At 73.3% G+C, this 15,333-nt stretch carries 14 protein-coding genes; 11 read left to right on the top strand and 3 right to left on the bottom strand.

Features of this window, described 5'->3' with window-relative positions:
- Positions 1-3: 3 nt before the first annotated feature.
- The 3 genes from BFF76_RS17580 to BFF76_RS17570 form a co-directional block, all read right to left on the bottom strand.
- Entirely contained in the window at positions 4-780 is a 777-nt protein-coding gene (locus BFF76_RS17580; protein ID WP_065848580.1) for an LON peptidase substrate-binding domain-containing protein, read from the bottom strand.
- Positions 781-791: 11 nt separating this feature from the next.
- Positions 792-1,826 carry a hypothetical protein gene (locus BFF76_RS17575; protein ID WP_065848576.1) on the bottom strand — a complete coding sequence of 345 codons (1,035 nt, stop codon included), beginning with the start codon at positions 1,824-1,826 and terminating at the stop codon, positions 792-794.
- Positions 1,827-2,045: 219 nt separating this feature from the next.
- Entirely contained in the window at positions 2,046-3,647 is a 1,602-nt protein-coding gene (locus BFF76_RS17570; protein WP_053929876.1) for a hypothetical protein, read from the bottom strand.
- 159 nt (positions 3,648-3,806) lie between these two features.
- Here BFF76_RS17570 and hisD point away from each other — a divergent pair, with 159 nt between their 5' ends.
- From hisD to BFF76_RS17520, 11 genes are all read left to right on the top strand, one after another.
- Positions 3,807-5,129, top strand: a complete 1,323-nt coding sequence (gene hisD, locus BFF76_RS17565) for a histidinol dehydrogenase (protein ID WP_031098995.1) — start codon at positions 3,807-3,809, stop codon at positions 5,127-5,129.
- Positions 5,126-6,244: a histidinol-phosphate transaminase gene (locus tag BFF76_RS17560; RefSeq protein WP_065848575.1), complete on the top strand. Its 1,119-nt coding sequence runs from the start codon at positions 5,126-5,128 to the stop codon at positions 6,242-6,244. Before hisD ends, BFF76_RS17560 begins: the two co-directional genes overlap by 4 nt.
- Positions 6,241-6,834: an imidazoleglycerol-phosphate dehydratase HisB gene (hisB, locus tag BFF76_RS17555; protein ID WP_031098999.1), complete on the top strand. Its 594-nt coding sequence runs from the start codon at positions 6,241-6,243 to the stop codon at positions 6,832-6,834. The genes BFF76_RS17560 and hisB overlap by 4 nt, the downstream gene beginning before the upstream one ends.
- Positions 6,831-6,998, top strand: a complete 168-nt coding sequence (locus BFF76_RS33010) for a hypothetical protein (protein ID WP_031099000.1) — start codon at positions 6,831-6,833, stop codon at positions 6,996-6,998. Before hisB ends, BFF76_RS33010 begins: the two co-directional genes overlap by 4 nt.
- 9 nt (positions 6,999-7,007) lie before the next feature.
- Positions 7,008-7,649, top strand: a complete 642-nt coding sequence (gene hisH, locus BFF76_RS17550) for an imidazole glycerol phosphate synthase subunit HisH (protein WP_031099002.1) — start codon at positions 7,008-7,010, stop codon at positions 7,647-7,649.
- Positions 7,649-8,374 carry a bifunctional 1-(5-phosphoribosyl)-5-((5-phosphoribosylamino)methylideneamino)imidazole-4-carboxamide isomerase/phosphoribosylanthranilate isomerase PriA gene (priA, locus tag BFF76_RS17545; protein ID WP_031099004.1) on the top strand — a complete coding sequence of 242 codons (726 nt, stop codon included), beginning with the start codon at positions 7,649-7,651 and terminating at the stop codon, positions 8,372-8,374. Before hisH ends, priA begins: the two co-directional genes overlap by 1 nt.
- Positions 8,371-8,769 (top strand): RidA family protein, encoded by a 399-nt coding sequence (locus BFF76_RS17540; protein ID WP_031099006.1) that lies wholly within the window; start codon positions 8,371-8,373, stop codon positions 8,767-8,769. Before priA ends, BFF76_RS17540 begins: the two co-directional genes overlap by 4 nt.
- On the top strand, positions 8,766-9,521 hold the full coding sequence (gene hisF, locus BFF76_RS17535) for an imidazole glycerol phosphate synthase subunit HisF (protein WP_065848574.1): 756 nt from the start codon (positions 8,766-8,768) through the stop codon (positions 9,519-9,521). Before BFF76_RS17540 ends, hisF begins: the two co-directional genes overlap by 4 nt.
- Positions 9,522-9,711: 190 nt before the next feature.
- The gene (gene bdeA / locus BFF76_RS17530) at positions 9,712-10,641 is read left to right on the top strand and encodes a bis(hydroxyethyl) terephthalate hydrolase (protein ID WP_065848573.1); all 930 of its coding nucleotides are present in this window, start codon (positions 9,712-9,714) and stop codon (positions 10,639-10,641) included.
- A gap of 305 nt (positions 10,642-10,946) precedes the next feature.
- A complete protein-coding gene (locus BFF76_RS17525; RefSeq protein WP_381822981.1) occupies positions 10,947-13,748 on the top strand; it encodes a helix-turn-helix transcriptional regulator in 2,802 nt (933 codons plus the stop codon).
- A 127-nt stretch (positions 13,749-13,875) separates the two neighbouring features.
- A complete protein-coding gene (locus tag BFF76_RS17520; RefSeq protein WP_031094314.1) occupies positions 13,876-15,207 on the top strand; it encodes a PucR family transcriptional regulator in 1,332 nt (443 codons plus the stop codon).
- Positions 15,208-15,333: the final 126 nt, after the last annotated feature.

Below are 15,333 nucleotides of genomic sequence, written 5' to 3'. Positions count from 1 at the left end.
GGGTCAGTTGGGATAGGTGGGGTCGCGGGTCAGGTCGGTCGCCGGCAACGACGGCAGATGCCTGATGACCGCGGTCTCCTTGCGCAGCAGCGCCAGCTCCTCGCGCAGCCTCGTCGCGGTGTCCGGGGCCTGGAGCAGCCGCTGCTTGGAGGGGACGTCGAGCACTGCGGCGGCGGCCACCAGGTACGAGACGACGGACGGGTCGTCCGGGAGGTCGGCGCCGGTCGTCAGGGAACGCTCGCTCGCCCCCGCCAGCCGCTTCTGGTAGCTGCGGAAGGCACGCAGAACGCCCTCCGCGAGGGCCCCCGCCTCGTCCGTCGGTGAGTCCTCGCCCTCGGCGGCCCCCGGATCCTCGGGCAGTTCCTCGACCTCGGCCGTCAGGAACGGGCCGCTCGTGTCGACGGACAGCAGCCGGACCCGTGTGGTGCCGGTCGCCAGGACCTCGTAGCTGCCGTCGGCGCGCTCACGGATCTTCGCCGCGTCCGCGACGCAGCCGACCCGGTGGAAGGTCTGGATGGGGTCGGGCCCGAAGCCGTCGGCGGGGGCCCGCTCCACGGGGGGCGCGGCGGCGACCGTGTCAGGCATCCCGGTGGCCGCCGGGGCGGTCTCGCGGCCGTCGCGGATCGCGACCACCACGAAGCGGCGCGGTTCGTCCTCGTCGATCTCGATCAGCTCGCGCATGATGGCGCGATAACGCTCCTCGAAGACGTTGAGCGGCAGCACGAGGCCGGGGAACAGCACCGCGTTCAGAGGGAAGAGGGGCAGGCGGGCGGTGGTCACAACGGCCAAGCCTAATGGCCGCGGAGCCCGCCGTGTTCCGGCCTCCCGCACAGAGGCGCGGAAGAGGCCACCCGCAGCCGGACACCGGCCCGCGCTTCGAGGAACCCCCCGAGGGCCTCCCCGGTCACGGACGCCCACGGGAACGACGTCGCGTACGGGCCGATCAGCCGGAACTGTTCCAGCGCCTCGGCCGCGCGGCCCCGTGCGACCAGGACGTAGGCGAGGAGGTTGCGGACCTCCGAGGGCCAGGGATCACCGGCCGGGAACCCGGCCGAGAGCCTGATCGCGAGGTCGGCGGCGGCGTCGACCCGGTCCGTCTGCACGGAGTTCGCCCGCGCGGACGCCTCCTCGTCCCGCAGGAGGGCGAAGGCCGCCCGTACGGGGAGTGCCTGCACCAGGGAGTCCCCTGCGGCGTCCTCGGCCGCCCGCTCGGCGAAGTCGAAGCACTCGCGGTGGGAGCCGTACCACTCGGCCGAGAGATACCGGAGCGCGGCGACATGGCTGCCGTAGTGGTGCGGGCAGCGGCGCACGGCCTGTTCCCACAGGGACTCGAAGACCGTGTGCGTGGCATGTGTGCCACGGGCGTGGTCGAGCGCGAGCCGCCACGGCACCGGATCGCGGGGATCGGCCTCGGCCGCCGCCGTGATCAGCGGACCCACGTCGCGCAGCAGTTCGGCGTGGGCGGGGGACTGCCACGCGCGGTGCACCGCCAGCGCGGCCTTGACGAGCAGGGCGTCCGGGTCACGCGGGGCGGCGGCCAGCCAGCCGGTGAGCCAGTTGTCGCGGCTGCGCGCGAAGGCCACCAGCCGGGCCACGGTGCGGTCGCGGGCCTCCCAGTCTTCGGCGTCCCGGGTCGTGGCGAGGAGCTTGGCCGCGGGGTCGTAGTCGCCCAGGGCCGCCGCCACCAGCGCGGGGGAGAGCCGCTCGTCGGGGGCGTCGAGCATCACCGCGTCGTCCGCCGGCAGCCCGGACGACGGCCCGGGGCCGTACCGGAGCGTGTGGGCTGAGCTCAGCAGTGCGCGAAGGAAGGCCATGGTGCAGACCATTGAAAAGCTCTGGTCGGGGCGGCGCCAGAGGGGCTCTGTGAAGCTTCTGTAGCGAGTGGAAGGGTTGCCCTGGGCAAGGTCAAGAAAAGGCAAAGGAACCGCGCGCGGCTGGCTCGATTGCGACTTTCCGCTGCCTGTGACCGTCCGTCGGGCCGGGTCTCGGCCAGCCGTTCGACCGTGCTGCGACAGGGATCCGGCCGTACGGCACGCCTCCTCCGGTCAGCCGCGCCGCAGCAGCCGGGACGCGCCCGCCGCCACCGTCGTGGCCAGTATCCATCCCAGCAGCACGAGGACCGCCGCCGTCCACTGCCAGCCGCCCTCCAGCAGCCAGTAACCGTCCTGTCCGAGATTGATCACCGGCACCAGCAGGTCCAGCGAGTACAGGGCGGGATTCCACTGCGGATGCTCGTTCCCCTTGATCGACTCCGGGTCGTACTGCGAGAAGGCCACCGCCCCCGCGGCCCACAGCACCGCCATCCAGACCAGGGCACGCCCCGGCCGGTAGCCGTACGCCACCGTCCAGTCCTGCAGATAGCCCCAGATCCGCCCCGCGGGCGGCAGCGTCTCGCGCCGGCGCCGCTGCTTGGCCAGCAGCACCTCCCGGGCGTCCGCGTCCTCCCCGCAGCTGCGGAGCACCGCCGCGAGACGCTCGTACGGCTCCGGTACGTACTCCGGGGTCGCGGCCAGCACCCACTCCAGGCGCCGGGACAGCGGGAAATGGCCGTACGGGACGAGGTTCTCGTAGACGAAGCCGCCCATCGCCAGGCCGCCCGGGCCCGGCCAGCTGGTCGACACGTCGATCAGCGTGACGACCTTCGCCCCGTTCAGCACGACCCGGCCCTCCTGCGGGCGCTCCGCGTTGAACCGCAGCTCGGGGGTGACGATCCGGCGCAGCGACAGCTCCTCACGGTCGGCGAGCACGAAGCGGGCCTTGTGCAGGTCCACCGCGTCCCCGAACCGCCCGTCGTCGAGCCGCACCGCGCCCCGGCACTCGAAGACCTGCGCCCGCGTCCCGCGCGCCGGGCCACCGCCACGCGCGACACCGAACGGCGGGGTGGTGCCCTGGTTCCCCGTGTCGATGCTCACCCAGGCCTCCGTCATGTACAGCGTGCGCTCCACGCTCAGCTGCGGGGCGTTCAGCGCCCGGCGCCCGTCCATCGCCCGCAGCCGGCTGCCGCGCAGGCTCAGTGAACCGCCGACCTTCGCCCCGCGCAGACTCAGCTCGCCGCGCGTCTCGATCATCTCGGCCTGCAGATCCTGTGCGACCGACATCCCGTCGCCCACGAAGGCCCGGCCGCGCCGGTCGGAGCCGATACGGATCTGGTTGATCAGCAGGTCCGTGCCGATCTGGGCGTCGTTCAGCCGGATGCCGCGCTCGACCCGGCACCGCGGCAGATGCAGGTCCCCCTCCGTGTGCAGCCGGGCCGCCTCCAGCCTCGGCACGGAGCAGCCCACCATCCGCAGCGTCGTGAAGTGGCACTCGGGCAGCACCACCTCCTGCTCGAAGCGGCAGCCCGTCAGCTCCACGTAGGGCGAGACGCGCCCGCCCGCCAGATCCAGCTTCCCCGTGATGCGTACGCCCCGGAGCTTCAGCGCGGCCACCCGCCCCGGCCGTGCCGCCGGGCCGCTGAGCAGCAGCCGCGCCACCGTCCGGGCGCCGACGCTCCGCTCCGGCCCCCAGCTGTGCGGGGCGAACGGATCGTCGCGCACCGGATCGTGGGAGCGCAGGTCGTAGGTGGTGCCGTTCCGGAAGGACTGCCACATGCCCAGCTCCGCGGCGCTGAGCCCGTCGGGGATCTCGCCGTCCTGCGGTTCGGTCACTGCCTCACCTCCGCCCGCGCGGTCGGCCCGCGCTTCGTACAGTCGTTCTTCCCTCTGTGTGACCAGGTGAACGCTAAAGGTCAGCAGTGACAGCCGGGACATGTATCAGCCAGTGATACGGGCGACCGGACGCCGGAAACGGTCTGAGAGAATTGGGGTGTGATTTCTCGAATCGATCTGCGCGGCACCGCCCTCCCCGAGGGCGGCGACCTGCGCGACCTGCTGCCCCGTGCCGAGTTCGACGTGGAAGCCGCCGTGGAGACGGTGCGGCCCATCTGCGAGGACGTACGCCATCGTGGCTCGGCGGCAGTGATCGACTGGGGGGAGAAGTTCGACGGGGTGCGACTGGGCTCGATCCGGGTCCCCGCCGACGCGATCACCGGCGCCCTGGAGACGCTCGATCCCGCCGTGCGTGCCGCCCTGGAGGAGTCGATCCGCCGCGCCCGCCTCGTCCACCGCGAACAGCGCCGCACGACCCACACCACCCAGGTCGTCCCCGGCGGCACCGTCACCGAGAAGTGGGTGCCGGTCGAGCGCGTCGGGCTCTACGTGCCGGGCGGACGTTCGGTCTACCCGTCGTCCGTCGTGATGAACGTGGTCCCCGCCCAGGAGGCGGGCGTGGAGGGCATCGCCGTCGCGTCCCCGCCGCAGAAGGAGTTCGGCGGACTTCCGCACCCCACGATCCTGGCCGCATGCGCCCTGCTCGGCGTCGGCGAGGTGTACGCCGCCGGGGGCTCGCAGGCCGTCGCGATGTTCGCGTACGGCACCGAGGACTGCCTGCCCGTCAACCTCGTCACCGGCCCCGGCAACATCTACGTCGCCGCCGCCAAGCGCCTCCTCAAGGGCCGCGTCGGCATCGACGCCGAGGCAGGCCCCACCGAGATCGCGATCCTCGCCGACGCCACCGCCGACCCGGTGCACGTCGCCGCCGACCTGATCAGCCAGGCCGAGCACGACCCGATGGCCGCCGCCGTCCTCGTCACCGACTCCGAGGAACTCGCCGCCGCCACCGAGGCCGAGCTGAAGCCCCAGGTCGCCGCGACCAGACACGTCACCGACCGCATCGAGCCCGCGCTCGCCGGCCGCCAGTCCGCGATCGTCCTGGTCGACAGCCTGGAGGACGGCCTCAAGGTCGTCGACGCGTACGGCGCCGAGCACCTGGAGATCCAGACGGAGAACGCCGCCGCCGTCGCCGACCGCGTCCGCAACGCCGGTGCGGTCTTCGTCGGCCCCTGGTCGCCCGTCTCCCTCGGCGACTACTGCGCCGGCTCCAACCACGTCCTGCCCACCGGCGGCTGCGCCTGCCACTCCTCGGGCCTGTCCGTGCAGTCCTTCCTGCGCGGCATCCACATCGTCGACTACACCCGCGACGCGCTCGCCGAGGTCACCCACCACGTGGTGACCCTCGCCGAGGCGGAGGACCTCCCCGCCCACGGCGCCGCACTCAAGGCCAGGTTCGGCTGGAAGGTTCCGCAAGCGTGACGCACAGCACCAACGCCTGGGACGCGCTCCCGATCCGTGAAGAACTGCGCGGGCAGTCCCCCTACGGGGCGCCCCAGCTCGACGTACCGGTCCGGCTGAACACCAACGAGAACCCCTACCCGCTGCCCGACGCGCTCGTCGACCGCATCGCCGAGCGGGTCCGCGAGGCCGCCCGCGACCTCAACCGCTACCCCGACCGCGACGCCGTGGAGCTCCGCACCGAGCTCGCCCGCTACCTCACCCGCACCGCCGGGCACGAGGTCGCCGCCGCCAACGTCTGGGCGGCCAACGGCTCCAACGAGGTCCTCCAGCAGCTGCTGCAGACCTTCGGAGGCCCCGGGCGCACCGCGATCGGCTTCGAACCCTCGTACTCCATGCACGCCCTCATCGCACGCGGGACCGGCACCGGCTGGATCTCCGGACCGCGCAACGAGGACTTCACCATCGACGTGGAGGCCGCGAAGAAGGCCATCGCCGAGCACCGCCCCGAGGTCGTCTTCATCACCTCGCCCAACAACCCCACCGGCACCGCCGTGGACGCGGACACCGTCATCGCCCTGCACGACGCCGCCCAGGCCGCCCGGCCCTCGATGGTCGTCGTCGACGAGGCCTACGGCGAGTTCAGCCACCACCCCTCGCTGCTCCCGCTCATCGAGGGCCGCCCCCACCTGGTGCTCTCCCGCACCATGTCCAAGGCCTTCGGTGCCGCCGGCCTGCGCCTCGGCTACCTCGCGGCGGCCCCGGCCGTCGTCGACGCGGTCCAGCTGGTGCGCCTGCCGTACCACCTGTCCTCCGTCACCCAGGCCACCGCGCTCGCCGCCCTGGAGCACACCGATACGCTGCTCGGATACGTCGCGCAGCTCAAGAGCGAGCGCGACCGGCTGGTCGACGGACTGCGGGACCTCGGCTTCGCCGTCACCGACTCGGACGCCAACTTCGTCCAGTTCGGCCGCTTCGCCGACAGCCACACCGCCTGGCAGCAGATCCTCGACCGGGGAGTCCTGGTCCGGGACAACGGCGTACCGGGGTGGCTGCGGGTCTCCGCGGGAACCCCGGCAGAGAACGACGCGTTCCTCGATGCGGTGCGCGAACTGAAGAAGGAGCACGACGCATGAGCCGCGTAGGCAGGGTGGAGCGGACCACCAAGGAGACCTCCGTACTCGTCGAGATCAACCTCGACGGCACCGGCAAGGTCGATGTCGCGACCGGGGTCGGCTTCTACGACCACATGCTCGACCAGCTCGGCCGCCACGGGCTCTTCGACCTCACGGTCAAGACCGAGGGCGACCTGCACATCGACTCGCACCACACCATCGAGGACACCGCCCTCGCGCTCGGCGCCGCCTTCAAGCAGGCGCTCGGCGACAAGGTCGGCATCTACCGCTTCGGCAACTGCACCGTCCCGCTGGACGAGTCGCTCGCCCAGGTCACCGTCGACCTCTCCGGCCGCCCCTACCTGGTGCACACCGAGCCGGAGAAGATGGCGCCGATGATCGGCGAGTACGACACGACGATGACCCGGCACATCCTGGAGTCGTTCGTCGCCCAGGCGCAGATCGCCCTGCACGTCCACGTCCCGTACGGCCGCAACGCCCACCACATCGTGGAGTGCCAGTTCAAGGCACTGGCCCGCGCCCTGCGCTACGCCAGCGAGCACGACCCGCGTGCGGCCGGCATCCTGCCCTCCACGAAGGGCGCCCTGTGACCGGCCTCAACACCGTTCTGATCATCGTCGGCCTCTTCCTGGCCGGCGGCGTCTACTCCTTCTGGAAGCAGGGCATGCCCAAGGGCGTCGTCGTGCTCCTCGGGATCGGCTCCGTGATGTGCCTGGTTGCGGGCGTCATGCGGATCCAGGGACTCTGGGACTGAGGTAGCACTGTGAGCGACAAGAAGAAGATCGTCGTCTTCGACTACGGCTTCGGCAACGTACGTTCCGCCGAGCGGGCCCTCGCCCACGTCGGCGGAGACGTGGAGATCACCCGCGACTTCGACACCGCGATGAACGCCGACGGGCTGCTCGTCCCCGGCGTCGGCGCCTTCTCCGCCTGCATGGCGGGCCTGAAGAACGCGCGCGGCGAATGGATCATCGGCCGCAGGCTGTCCGGCGGCCGGCCCGTCATGGGCATCTGCGTCGGCATGCAGATCCTGTTCGAGCGCGGCATCGAGCACGGCGTCGAGACGGAGGGCCTCGACGAGTGGCCCGGCACCGTCGGACCGCTCAAGGCCGACGTCGTCCCGCACATGGGCTGGAACACCGTCGAGCCACCCGAGGGCTCCCAGCTCTTCGCGGGCATGGACCCCGAGGCCCGCTACTACTTCGTGCACTCCTACGCGGCGCACGACTGGTCCCTCGAAGTGACCAACGACAAGATCCGTGCCCCCAAGGTCACCTGGGCCACGCACGGAGAGCGGTTCGTGGCCGCCGTCGAGAACGGCGCGCTGTGGGCCACCCAGTTCCACCCCGAGAAGTCCGGCGATGCCGGGGCCCAGCTGCTGACCAACTGGATCGAGACGCTGTAATGCCGAAGCTTGAACTGCTCCCCGCCGTAGACGTACGCGACGGACAGGCCGTCCGCCTCGTGCACGGCGAATCCGGCTCCGAGACCTCCTACGGCTCCCCGCTCGAGGCGGCCCTCGCCTGGCAGAGCTCCGGCGCCGAGTGGCTGCACCTCGTGGACCTCGACGCCGCCTTCGGCACCGGCGACAACCGCGCGCTGATCGCCGAGGTGGCCGGCGCCATGGACATCAAGGTCGAGCTCTCCGGAGGCATCCGCGACGACGCCTCGCTCGCCGCCGCCCTCGCCACCGGCTGCCGCCGGGTCAACCTCGGCACCGCCGCCCTGGAGACCCCCGAGTGGGTCGCCAAGGTCATCGCCGAGCACGGCGACAAGATCGCCGTCGGCCTCGACGTCCGGGGTACGACGCTGCGCGGCCGCGGCTGGACCCGCGACGGGGGCGACCTCTACGAGACGCTCGCCCGCCTCGACTCCGAGGGCTGCGCCCGTTACGTCGTGACCGACATCGCCAAGGACGGCACGCTGCAGGGCCCCAACCTGGCGCTGCTGCGCGACGTCTGCGCAGCCACCGACAAGCCCGTCGTCGCCTCCGGCGGCGTCTCCTCGCTGGCCGACCTGCGTGCGATCTCCCTGCTCGTCCCGGAAGGCGTCGAGGGGGCCATCGTCGGCAAGGCGCTGTACGCGAAGGCGTTCACCCTCGAAGAGGCCCTCAAGGCGGTCGCCGCATGACGGACTCCGTGCGCCGCGTCTCCTCGGGCGCCCCCTGGGAGGAGAAGTTCGGCTACTCCCGCGCGGTGGAGCTCCCGGGCGGACTCGTCCTGGTCTCCGGCTGTACGTCGGTGGTCGACGGCCAGATCCTGGCCGGCGGTCCGTACGAGCAGGCCGTCGCCTCCTTCCAGGTCGCCTTCGACGCCCTCAAGCAGGTCGGGCTCGGCCGCGAGGACGTCGTCCGCACCCGGATGTACATCACGCACGCCCGGGACGTCGACGAGGTGGGCCGCGCCCACAAGGAGCTCTTCGACGACGTCCGCCCCGCCGCATCCATGATCATCGTGTCCGGCCTCGTCGACCCCACACTGGTCGTCGAGGTCGAGGTCGAGGCCTACCGGGCAGGTGAGCGATGACCCTCGCCGTACGGGTCATCCCGTGCCTCGACGTCGACAAGGGCCGTGTCGTCAAGGGCGTCAACTTCGAGAACCTGCGCGACGCGGGCGACCCCGTCGAAATGGCGAAGCTGTACGACGCCGAGGGCGCCGACGAGCTGACCTTCCTCGACATCACCGCCTCCAGCGGTGACCGCGAGACGACGTACGACGTGGTGCGCCGCACGGCCGAGCAGGTCTTCATCCCGCTCACCGTCGGCGGCGGGGTCCGCACCCCCGACGACGTCGACAGGCTGCTGCGCGCCGGGGCCGACAAGGTCGGGGTCAACACCGCCGCCATCGCCCGCCCCGAACTCATCCGTGAGATCGCCGAACGCTTCGGACGCCAGGTGCTCGTGCTCTCCGTCGACGCCCGGCGCACCCCCGAGGGCAGCTTCGAGGTGACGACCCACGGCGGCCGCAGGGGAACCGGCATCGACGCCGTCGAGTGGGCGCACCGGGCGGCCGACCTCGGCGCGGGCGAGATCCTGCTCAACTCGATGGACGCCGACGGCACGAAGGACGGCTACGACACCGAGATGATCAAGGCCGTACGGGCGCATGTCACCGTCCCTGTCATCGCCTCCGGCGGTGCGGGCCGGCTGGAGGATTTCGCGCCGGCCGTCGGCGCAGGCGCCGACGCGGTCCTCGCCGCGTCCGTCTTCCACTTCGGTGACCTGCGGATCTCCGAGGTCAAGGGCGCTCTGCGGGAGGCGGGACACCCCGTTCGCTGACCCCGGCCGGGAAGTGGCGCGGGTGCGAAGACCGGCGATCTCGCCGATGCCACCACGGAGTGCGCGCCCCCAGAGTGGCGCCGTCAGCACATGACGGCGCCACTCACGCGGTGCTCCCCCGAAGGCCCCCGGACGACGGGGCCGCCGGCTGCCGCGTTGTGGTCCGCCACAACCGAGAGGATCCCCCCTCGTGCAGCAGCACCTTCCCTCCGGCGACATCTCCCCGCGCCGCCACCGGATGTCCAAGAGCCGCTCCCGCACCGTCAGGGGCGCCCTGGTGGCCGCGGCTGCGACCGCCGGTCTGCTCACCGCGCTCGTTCCCGGCGGAGCCCAGGCCGCCGACAATCCGTACGAGCGTGGCCCCGCCCCGAGCAACTCGAGCATCGAGGCGAGCCGCGGCTCGTACGCCACGTCCCAGACGTCCGTGTCCTCGCTGAGTGTCAGAGGCTTCGGCGGCGGGACGATCTACTACCCGACGTCGACCTCGGACGGGACGTTCGGCGCGGTCGTCATCTCGCCCGGCTTCACCGCCTACCAGTCGAGCATCGCCTGGCTGGGCCCGCGCCTGGCCTCGCAGGGCTTCGTCGTGTTCACCATCGACACCAACACCACGGTGGACCAGCCCGCCAGCCGTGGTGACCAGCTCCTCGCCGCACTGGACTACCTCACCCAGAGCAGCTCGGTGCGCAGCCGGGTCGACGCCTCGCGGCTGGGGGTGATGGGCCACTCCATGGGCGGTGGCGGCACGCTGGAGGCCGCGAAGGACCGTCCGTCGCTGAAGGCGGCGATCCCGCTGACGGGCTGGAACACGGACAAGACCTGGCCGGAGGTGCAGACCCCCACGCTGGTGGTCGGCGCGGACGGTGACACGGTCGCGTCCGTCACCACGCATTCGAAGCCGTTCTACAACTCGCTGCCGAGTTCGCTGGACAAGGCGTATCTGGAGCTCCGGGGTGCCACCCACTTCACCCCGAACACGTCGAACACGACGATCGCGAAGTACAGCATCTCGTGGCTGAAGCGCTTCGTCGACAACGACACCCGCTACGAGCAGTTCCTCTGCCCGATCCCCTCCGCCAGCCTGACGATCGCGGAGTACAGGGGTAACTGCCCGCACTGATCCGGGGAGACCGGGGCCGGACCGCGCGTACCGCGGTCCGGCCCCTTCGTGCTGCCCGGTCACCGGGGGTGACCGGCCCCGGCGTTCAGTACCGCGCCAGGAGACGCAGGGTCGAACCGTCGTGTGTACGCAATTCATCAGCCATGCACCGACGTTGCGGGCGGCCGCCACCGAACGGACCCGGACTGTGCGCCGGCACAGGGCGTACGCCGTTCCGTTGGGAGCCCGCACCGCACCCGGCCGGCCGGGAACACGGAGCGGACGCGAGCCTTCCGACGCTGTTTACGCGGAAGTAACGTGACAGCGTGACCCCATCGACGACCGTGCACAGTCCGCTCCGGCTGTACGGCCGCAGCGGTGAACTGGCCATCTTGGAAACCCTGTTGGGGAGGCTGCGGGCAGGGGACGGCGGAGCGCTCGTGCTGACCTCGCCGCCCGGCCTCGGCCGCACCGCCCTGCTGCGACAGACAGCCTCCCACTATCTCCAGGGCCACGGCGGCCCCGTGCTGTACGCCTCCGCGGCCCCCGCCGAGCGACGGCTGCCCTACAGCGGGCTGCACGCCCTGCTCTGCTCCGCCCCCGGACCACTGCCCGGCGGGCCCGACACGATCCTGCGCGCCGGTATCACCCCTGGCGGGCTGCTCGGGCTGCTGCGGGGCCTGGGCGCCGAACAGCCCCTGCTCGTCTGCGTGGACGACGCGCACGCCTGGGACCCCGACTCCCGCGCCGCACTCGGCTTCGCCGCCCGCAGACTCGGCGCGGGCAGCCGGGTCGCGGTGGTGATCGGCGCGGCCGACGAGACCGCCTTCGCCGGACTGCCCGCGCTGCGCCTCGGCCCGCTCGACGACGACGCGGCGACCGCGGTCCTGGACCGGCTCACCGAGGGCACGGCCGACGTCGACCCCGTCGTACGCAGCGAACTCCTGCGTGAGGCGGCCGGCAACCCCCGGCTGCTGGCGGGCCTGGCCGGCCGCCTCACCCCCGGCCAGCTGGCCGGGCGCACCGCGCTCCCGTATCCGCTGCCCGGGGCCGAGAGCGTCCTCGACGCCCACGCCGAACATCTGGACGGGCTGTCTCCCGACACCCGCACCCTGCTCCTGCTGGCCGCGGCCGCGGAGGAGCACGAGCCGGACGGGGCCGGCGCCGACGCGGCCCTGCTGCTGCGGGCCGGCGCCAGGGCCGGGCTGGCCCCGGCCCACCTCGACCGGGTGCTCTTCGCCCCCGCGGGCACCGCCGGAGCCCTGCAACGCGCCGGCAGCCGCGTGCACTTCAGCCACCCGCTGCTGCGCCGCGCGGTCCTGCACCGGGCGCCGCCCGGCCGCCGCCGGGCCGTGCACGATCTGCTCGCCGGACTGCTCACCGGGCCCGGGCCGGCCCCGCTGCCCGCGCTCGTCCAGCGGGCCTGCGCCGCGCCCGGGCCGGACGCCGCACTCGCCGGCCGGCTGGAGGCCGCGGCCGCCGCCCCGCGCCCCCACGGCGAACGGTCGGCCGCGCTGGCCCGTGCCGCCGCGCTCTCCACCGACGACACCCTGCGCGCCGCACGGTTCACCGCCGCAGCCGAGCAGGCCCGGCTGGCCGGCGACACCGGCCGGGCCCGCGCCATGCTGGCCCGCGTCGGCCCCCACCTCGCCGCGGGCGCCGCGCCTTTCGTACGCGGGATGCTCGCCCTGCGCGACGGGCCCGTGGCCGACGCCCGCGAGGCGCTCCTGACCGCGGCGGAACTGCTCGCCCCGCACGACCCGCGCCGCACCCTGGACGCCCTGTTCGGCGCCGCCGAGGCGGCGTGGGACATGGGGGACGCCGTCGCGTATCTGGACGCCATGCACCGCATCCCCGTCGCGGCGACGGACCGGCCCATGGCGCAGTACCGCGCCGGAATGTGCGCCGTGCTCTCCGGGCACCCCGACCGGGGCCACGCCCTCCTGCGGTGCTGCCTCGACTCCGCCGACCGTGCCGAGGACGCGGGCGGGCTCCTGCGGGCGGGCGCCTCGGCCCTGGTGCTCGGCGAGGTCGACGCGGCCTGCCGGGCAGGGGCCCGCGCCCTCGCCGTCGTACGCACCCGGGGGCCCGAAGCCCTGCTGCCGCAAGCCCTGGAACAGCTCGCCTACGCCGAACTGCGCGCCGGGCAGCACGCCAGAGCCCGTGCCCACGCCCTGGAAGGGCTGCACGCGGCCCGGCGTACCGGTCAGCAGAACTCCGCCACCCATCTGCACGCCGTGCTCGCGCTCGCCGCCTCGGTCGAAGGGCCCGCCGAGGCCTGCGCCGCCCACGCCGACGCCGCACTCGCCGGTGCCGGACCGCACGGCCTGGCCCAGGCGGCCACGCTCGCCACCTGGGCGGTCGCCCGGGCGGACCTGGCGGCCGGGCGACCCGGCGAGGCGGCGGCCCGCCTCGGGCCGCTCGTCCTGCCGGGGCCCGCGACGGGACACTTCGCCACCCGCATGCTCGCCGTGCCCTGCTACGTCGAGGCGATGGTGCTCTCCGGCCGCGCGGACGAAGGCGGTGGAGAACTGGACGTCTCCGTCGCGGAGTTCGCCCTCTGGACCGCCCGGACGACCGATCCCCAGGTCCCCGCACAACTGGCCCGCTGCCGCGCGCTGCTGGCGCCGCCCGGGGAGGCCGCCGCCCGGTACGAGGAGGCCCTCGCCCACCACGACCGCGCGGGCGGCGACTTCGAGCGCGCCCGCACCCTGCTGCTCCACGGTCAGTTGCTGCGCCGGCTGCGGCGTACCCGAGAGGCCCGCGGACCGCTGCGGGACGCACTGGTCGCGTTCGAACGCTGCTCCGCCCGCGTCTGGGCGGAACGGGCGGGAGGGGAACTGCGGGCAGCGGGGGAGGCGGTGGACGTGCCCGGCCCCGGAGGCCCCGGCCCGCTGACCGGACTGACCCCGCAGCAGCAGCGGATCGCCCGCTGCGTCGCCGAGGGGGCCACCAACCGTGAGGTGGCGGTGCGGCTCTCGGTGAGCCCGCGGACCGTCGACCACCACCTCCGCAACGTCTTCGCCGCGCTCGGTGTCCGGTCCCGGACCGAACTCGCGAGACTCCTGGACCGCGGTGGCGGGACGAGGTTGCAGGACCGTGATGAGAAGAACCGCGCACACCCCTAGGTACCGACCGGGCGGTATGCCATTCTGCGGTCGTCAGGATCGATCGGTGTGCGCCCGCCCAGTGCCGGGCCGGGCGCACACCGGGGCCGGCTGGGCCGCAGCCGGCCGATTCCCGGTGGAGGCCGCCATGCCACAGGTCGTACGTACACGGATCAGGGCGCTGCACGGACCGCCCCCCGTAGCACCGATGCCGTTCCGTGTCCGCTCCCTGGCCGACCGCGAGGCCGTAGCGGTGCTCCACCGGGCGGCCCGTGTGCTGCTGGAGGCGCTGCCCGAGCTCACGGACCGGCTGGTCGAGGCACTCAGGGAGCAGGAGCCCGCCTACCGCGCCGCGATGGAGACCGAGCCGACCGAGATCTGGCAGGAGGTCCACCAGTCGCTGCGGCACAACGTCGCCTCCCTGATCCAGCCCCGGGAGTTCCGGGAGACCGCACACCGGACCTCCCGCTGGATCGGTGAGAGCCGCGCCGAGCAGGGCGTCCCGCTCGACGCGGTCATGCACGCCTTCCGGATGGGCGGGGCGATGGTCTGGCAGGACCTGGTCGACGACACGGCCCGGCGCCATCCCGAGGACACCCGGCTGCTCGTCCATGTCGCCGCGGACGTCTGGAACTTCGTCGACGAGCACTGCGGCGTGGTCGCCGAGGCGTACCGGCAGGCCGAGCGGCGGCTCTCCTGGCGCCGCGAGAACCAGCAGCGCCTGATGACGGCGGCCCTGCTGGACGGCACCGCCCGGATCGCGGACCTGCCGGACGCCGCGGCGATGCTGGGACTCCCGGTGCAGGGGCGTTACGCCGTACTCGCGGTCGCCGAAGCCCGCCGCGCCCCGCACGGCGCCGGACGGCCGCCCCTGGCCCTGGCCGAGGGGACGCCCGCACTCTGGCACTCGGCGGGGGACGTGGAGCTCGCGATCCTGCCGCTCGGCACGCTCCCGCCGGCTGTCGAGGCGGAGCCGGGGTGCGACGCACCCGACCCCGCTCCGCCCTCCGGAGATGAACTCGCCGCACTCACGGACGGTCTGACGGCACCTCCGGGAACCCGGGTCGGCGTCAGCTCCGTGGTCGACGGACTCGCCCATCTCGGTGACGCGCGGCGCCTCGCCGAGACGGCGCTCAAGGCATGCCCGGCGTCCGGCGGCACCGTCCTGCTCGACGAGCACCTGCCCGCCGCACTCGTCGTGTCGTCGCCCGGCCTCGGAACGGCACTCGCCGACCGGGTCCTCGGGCCGCTGGACCGGCTCGACCCCGCGGACCGGGACGTGCTCATCGAGACGCTGACCGCCTGGCTCGACTCGGACGGCTCGGCGCAACGGGCGGGCGCGAAGCTGTACTGCCACCGCAACACCGTGCTGAACCGGCTGCGGCGGTTCGAGCAGCTGACGGGGCGCTGCCTGGCCCGGCCGTCGGACGCGGTCGAGGTGTCCCTGGCGCTGGCGGCGCGGCGGCTGCTGACGGACTGAGCGGGGTCGCCCCCCGGCGGGGCGCGGCCGGAGAAGGACCCGCCCGCTGTGCGGCGGCACAGTCCTGCGCCGTACGGGCTGTACCGGCGCCGCGCCCCGCCCCCGGCCCCTGTGCCGCCCGCACCC

It is taken from the genome of Streptomyces mutomycini, assembly GCF_001700505.1.
Taxonomy (GTDB): Bacteria; Actinomycetota; Actinomycetes; order Streptomycetales; family Streptomycetaceae; genus Streptomyces; species Streptomyces mutomycini.
This window is presented reverse-complemented; position numbering and strand designations above follow the sequence as displayed.

Excerpts from the sequence above, each read along its gene's own strand:
- hisF (WP_065848574.1), top strand. The coding sequence starts at position 8,766 with ATGACCCTCGCCGTACGGGTCATCCCGTGCCTCGACGTCGACAAGGGC.
- BFF76_RS17520 (WP_031094314.1), top strand. The coding sequence starts at position 13,876 with ATGCCACAGGTCGTACGTACACGGATCAGGGCGCTGCACGGACCGCCC.
- hisB (WP_031098999.1), top strand. The coding sequence starts at position 6,241 with ATGAGCCGCGTAGGCAGGGTGGAGCGGACCACCAAGGAGACCTCCGTA.
- priA (WP_031099004.1), top strand. The coding sequence starts at position 7,649 with ATGCCGAAGCTTGAACTGCTCCCCGCCGTAGACGTACGCGACGGACAG.
- BFF76_RS17540 (WP_031099006.1), top strand. The coding sequence starts at position 8,371 with ATGACGGACTCCGTGCGCCGCGTCTCCTCGGGCGCCCCCTGGGAGGAG.
- BFF76_RS17575 (WP_065848576.1), bottom strand. The coding sequence starts at position 1,826 with ATGGTCTGCACCATGGCCTTCCTTCGCGCACTGCTGAGCTCAGCCCAC.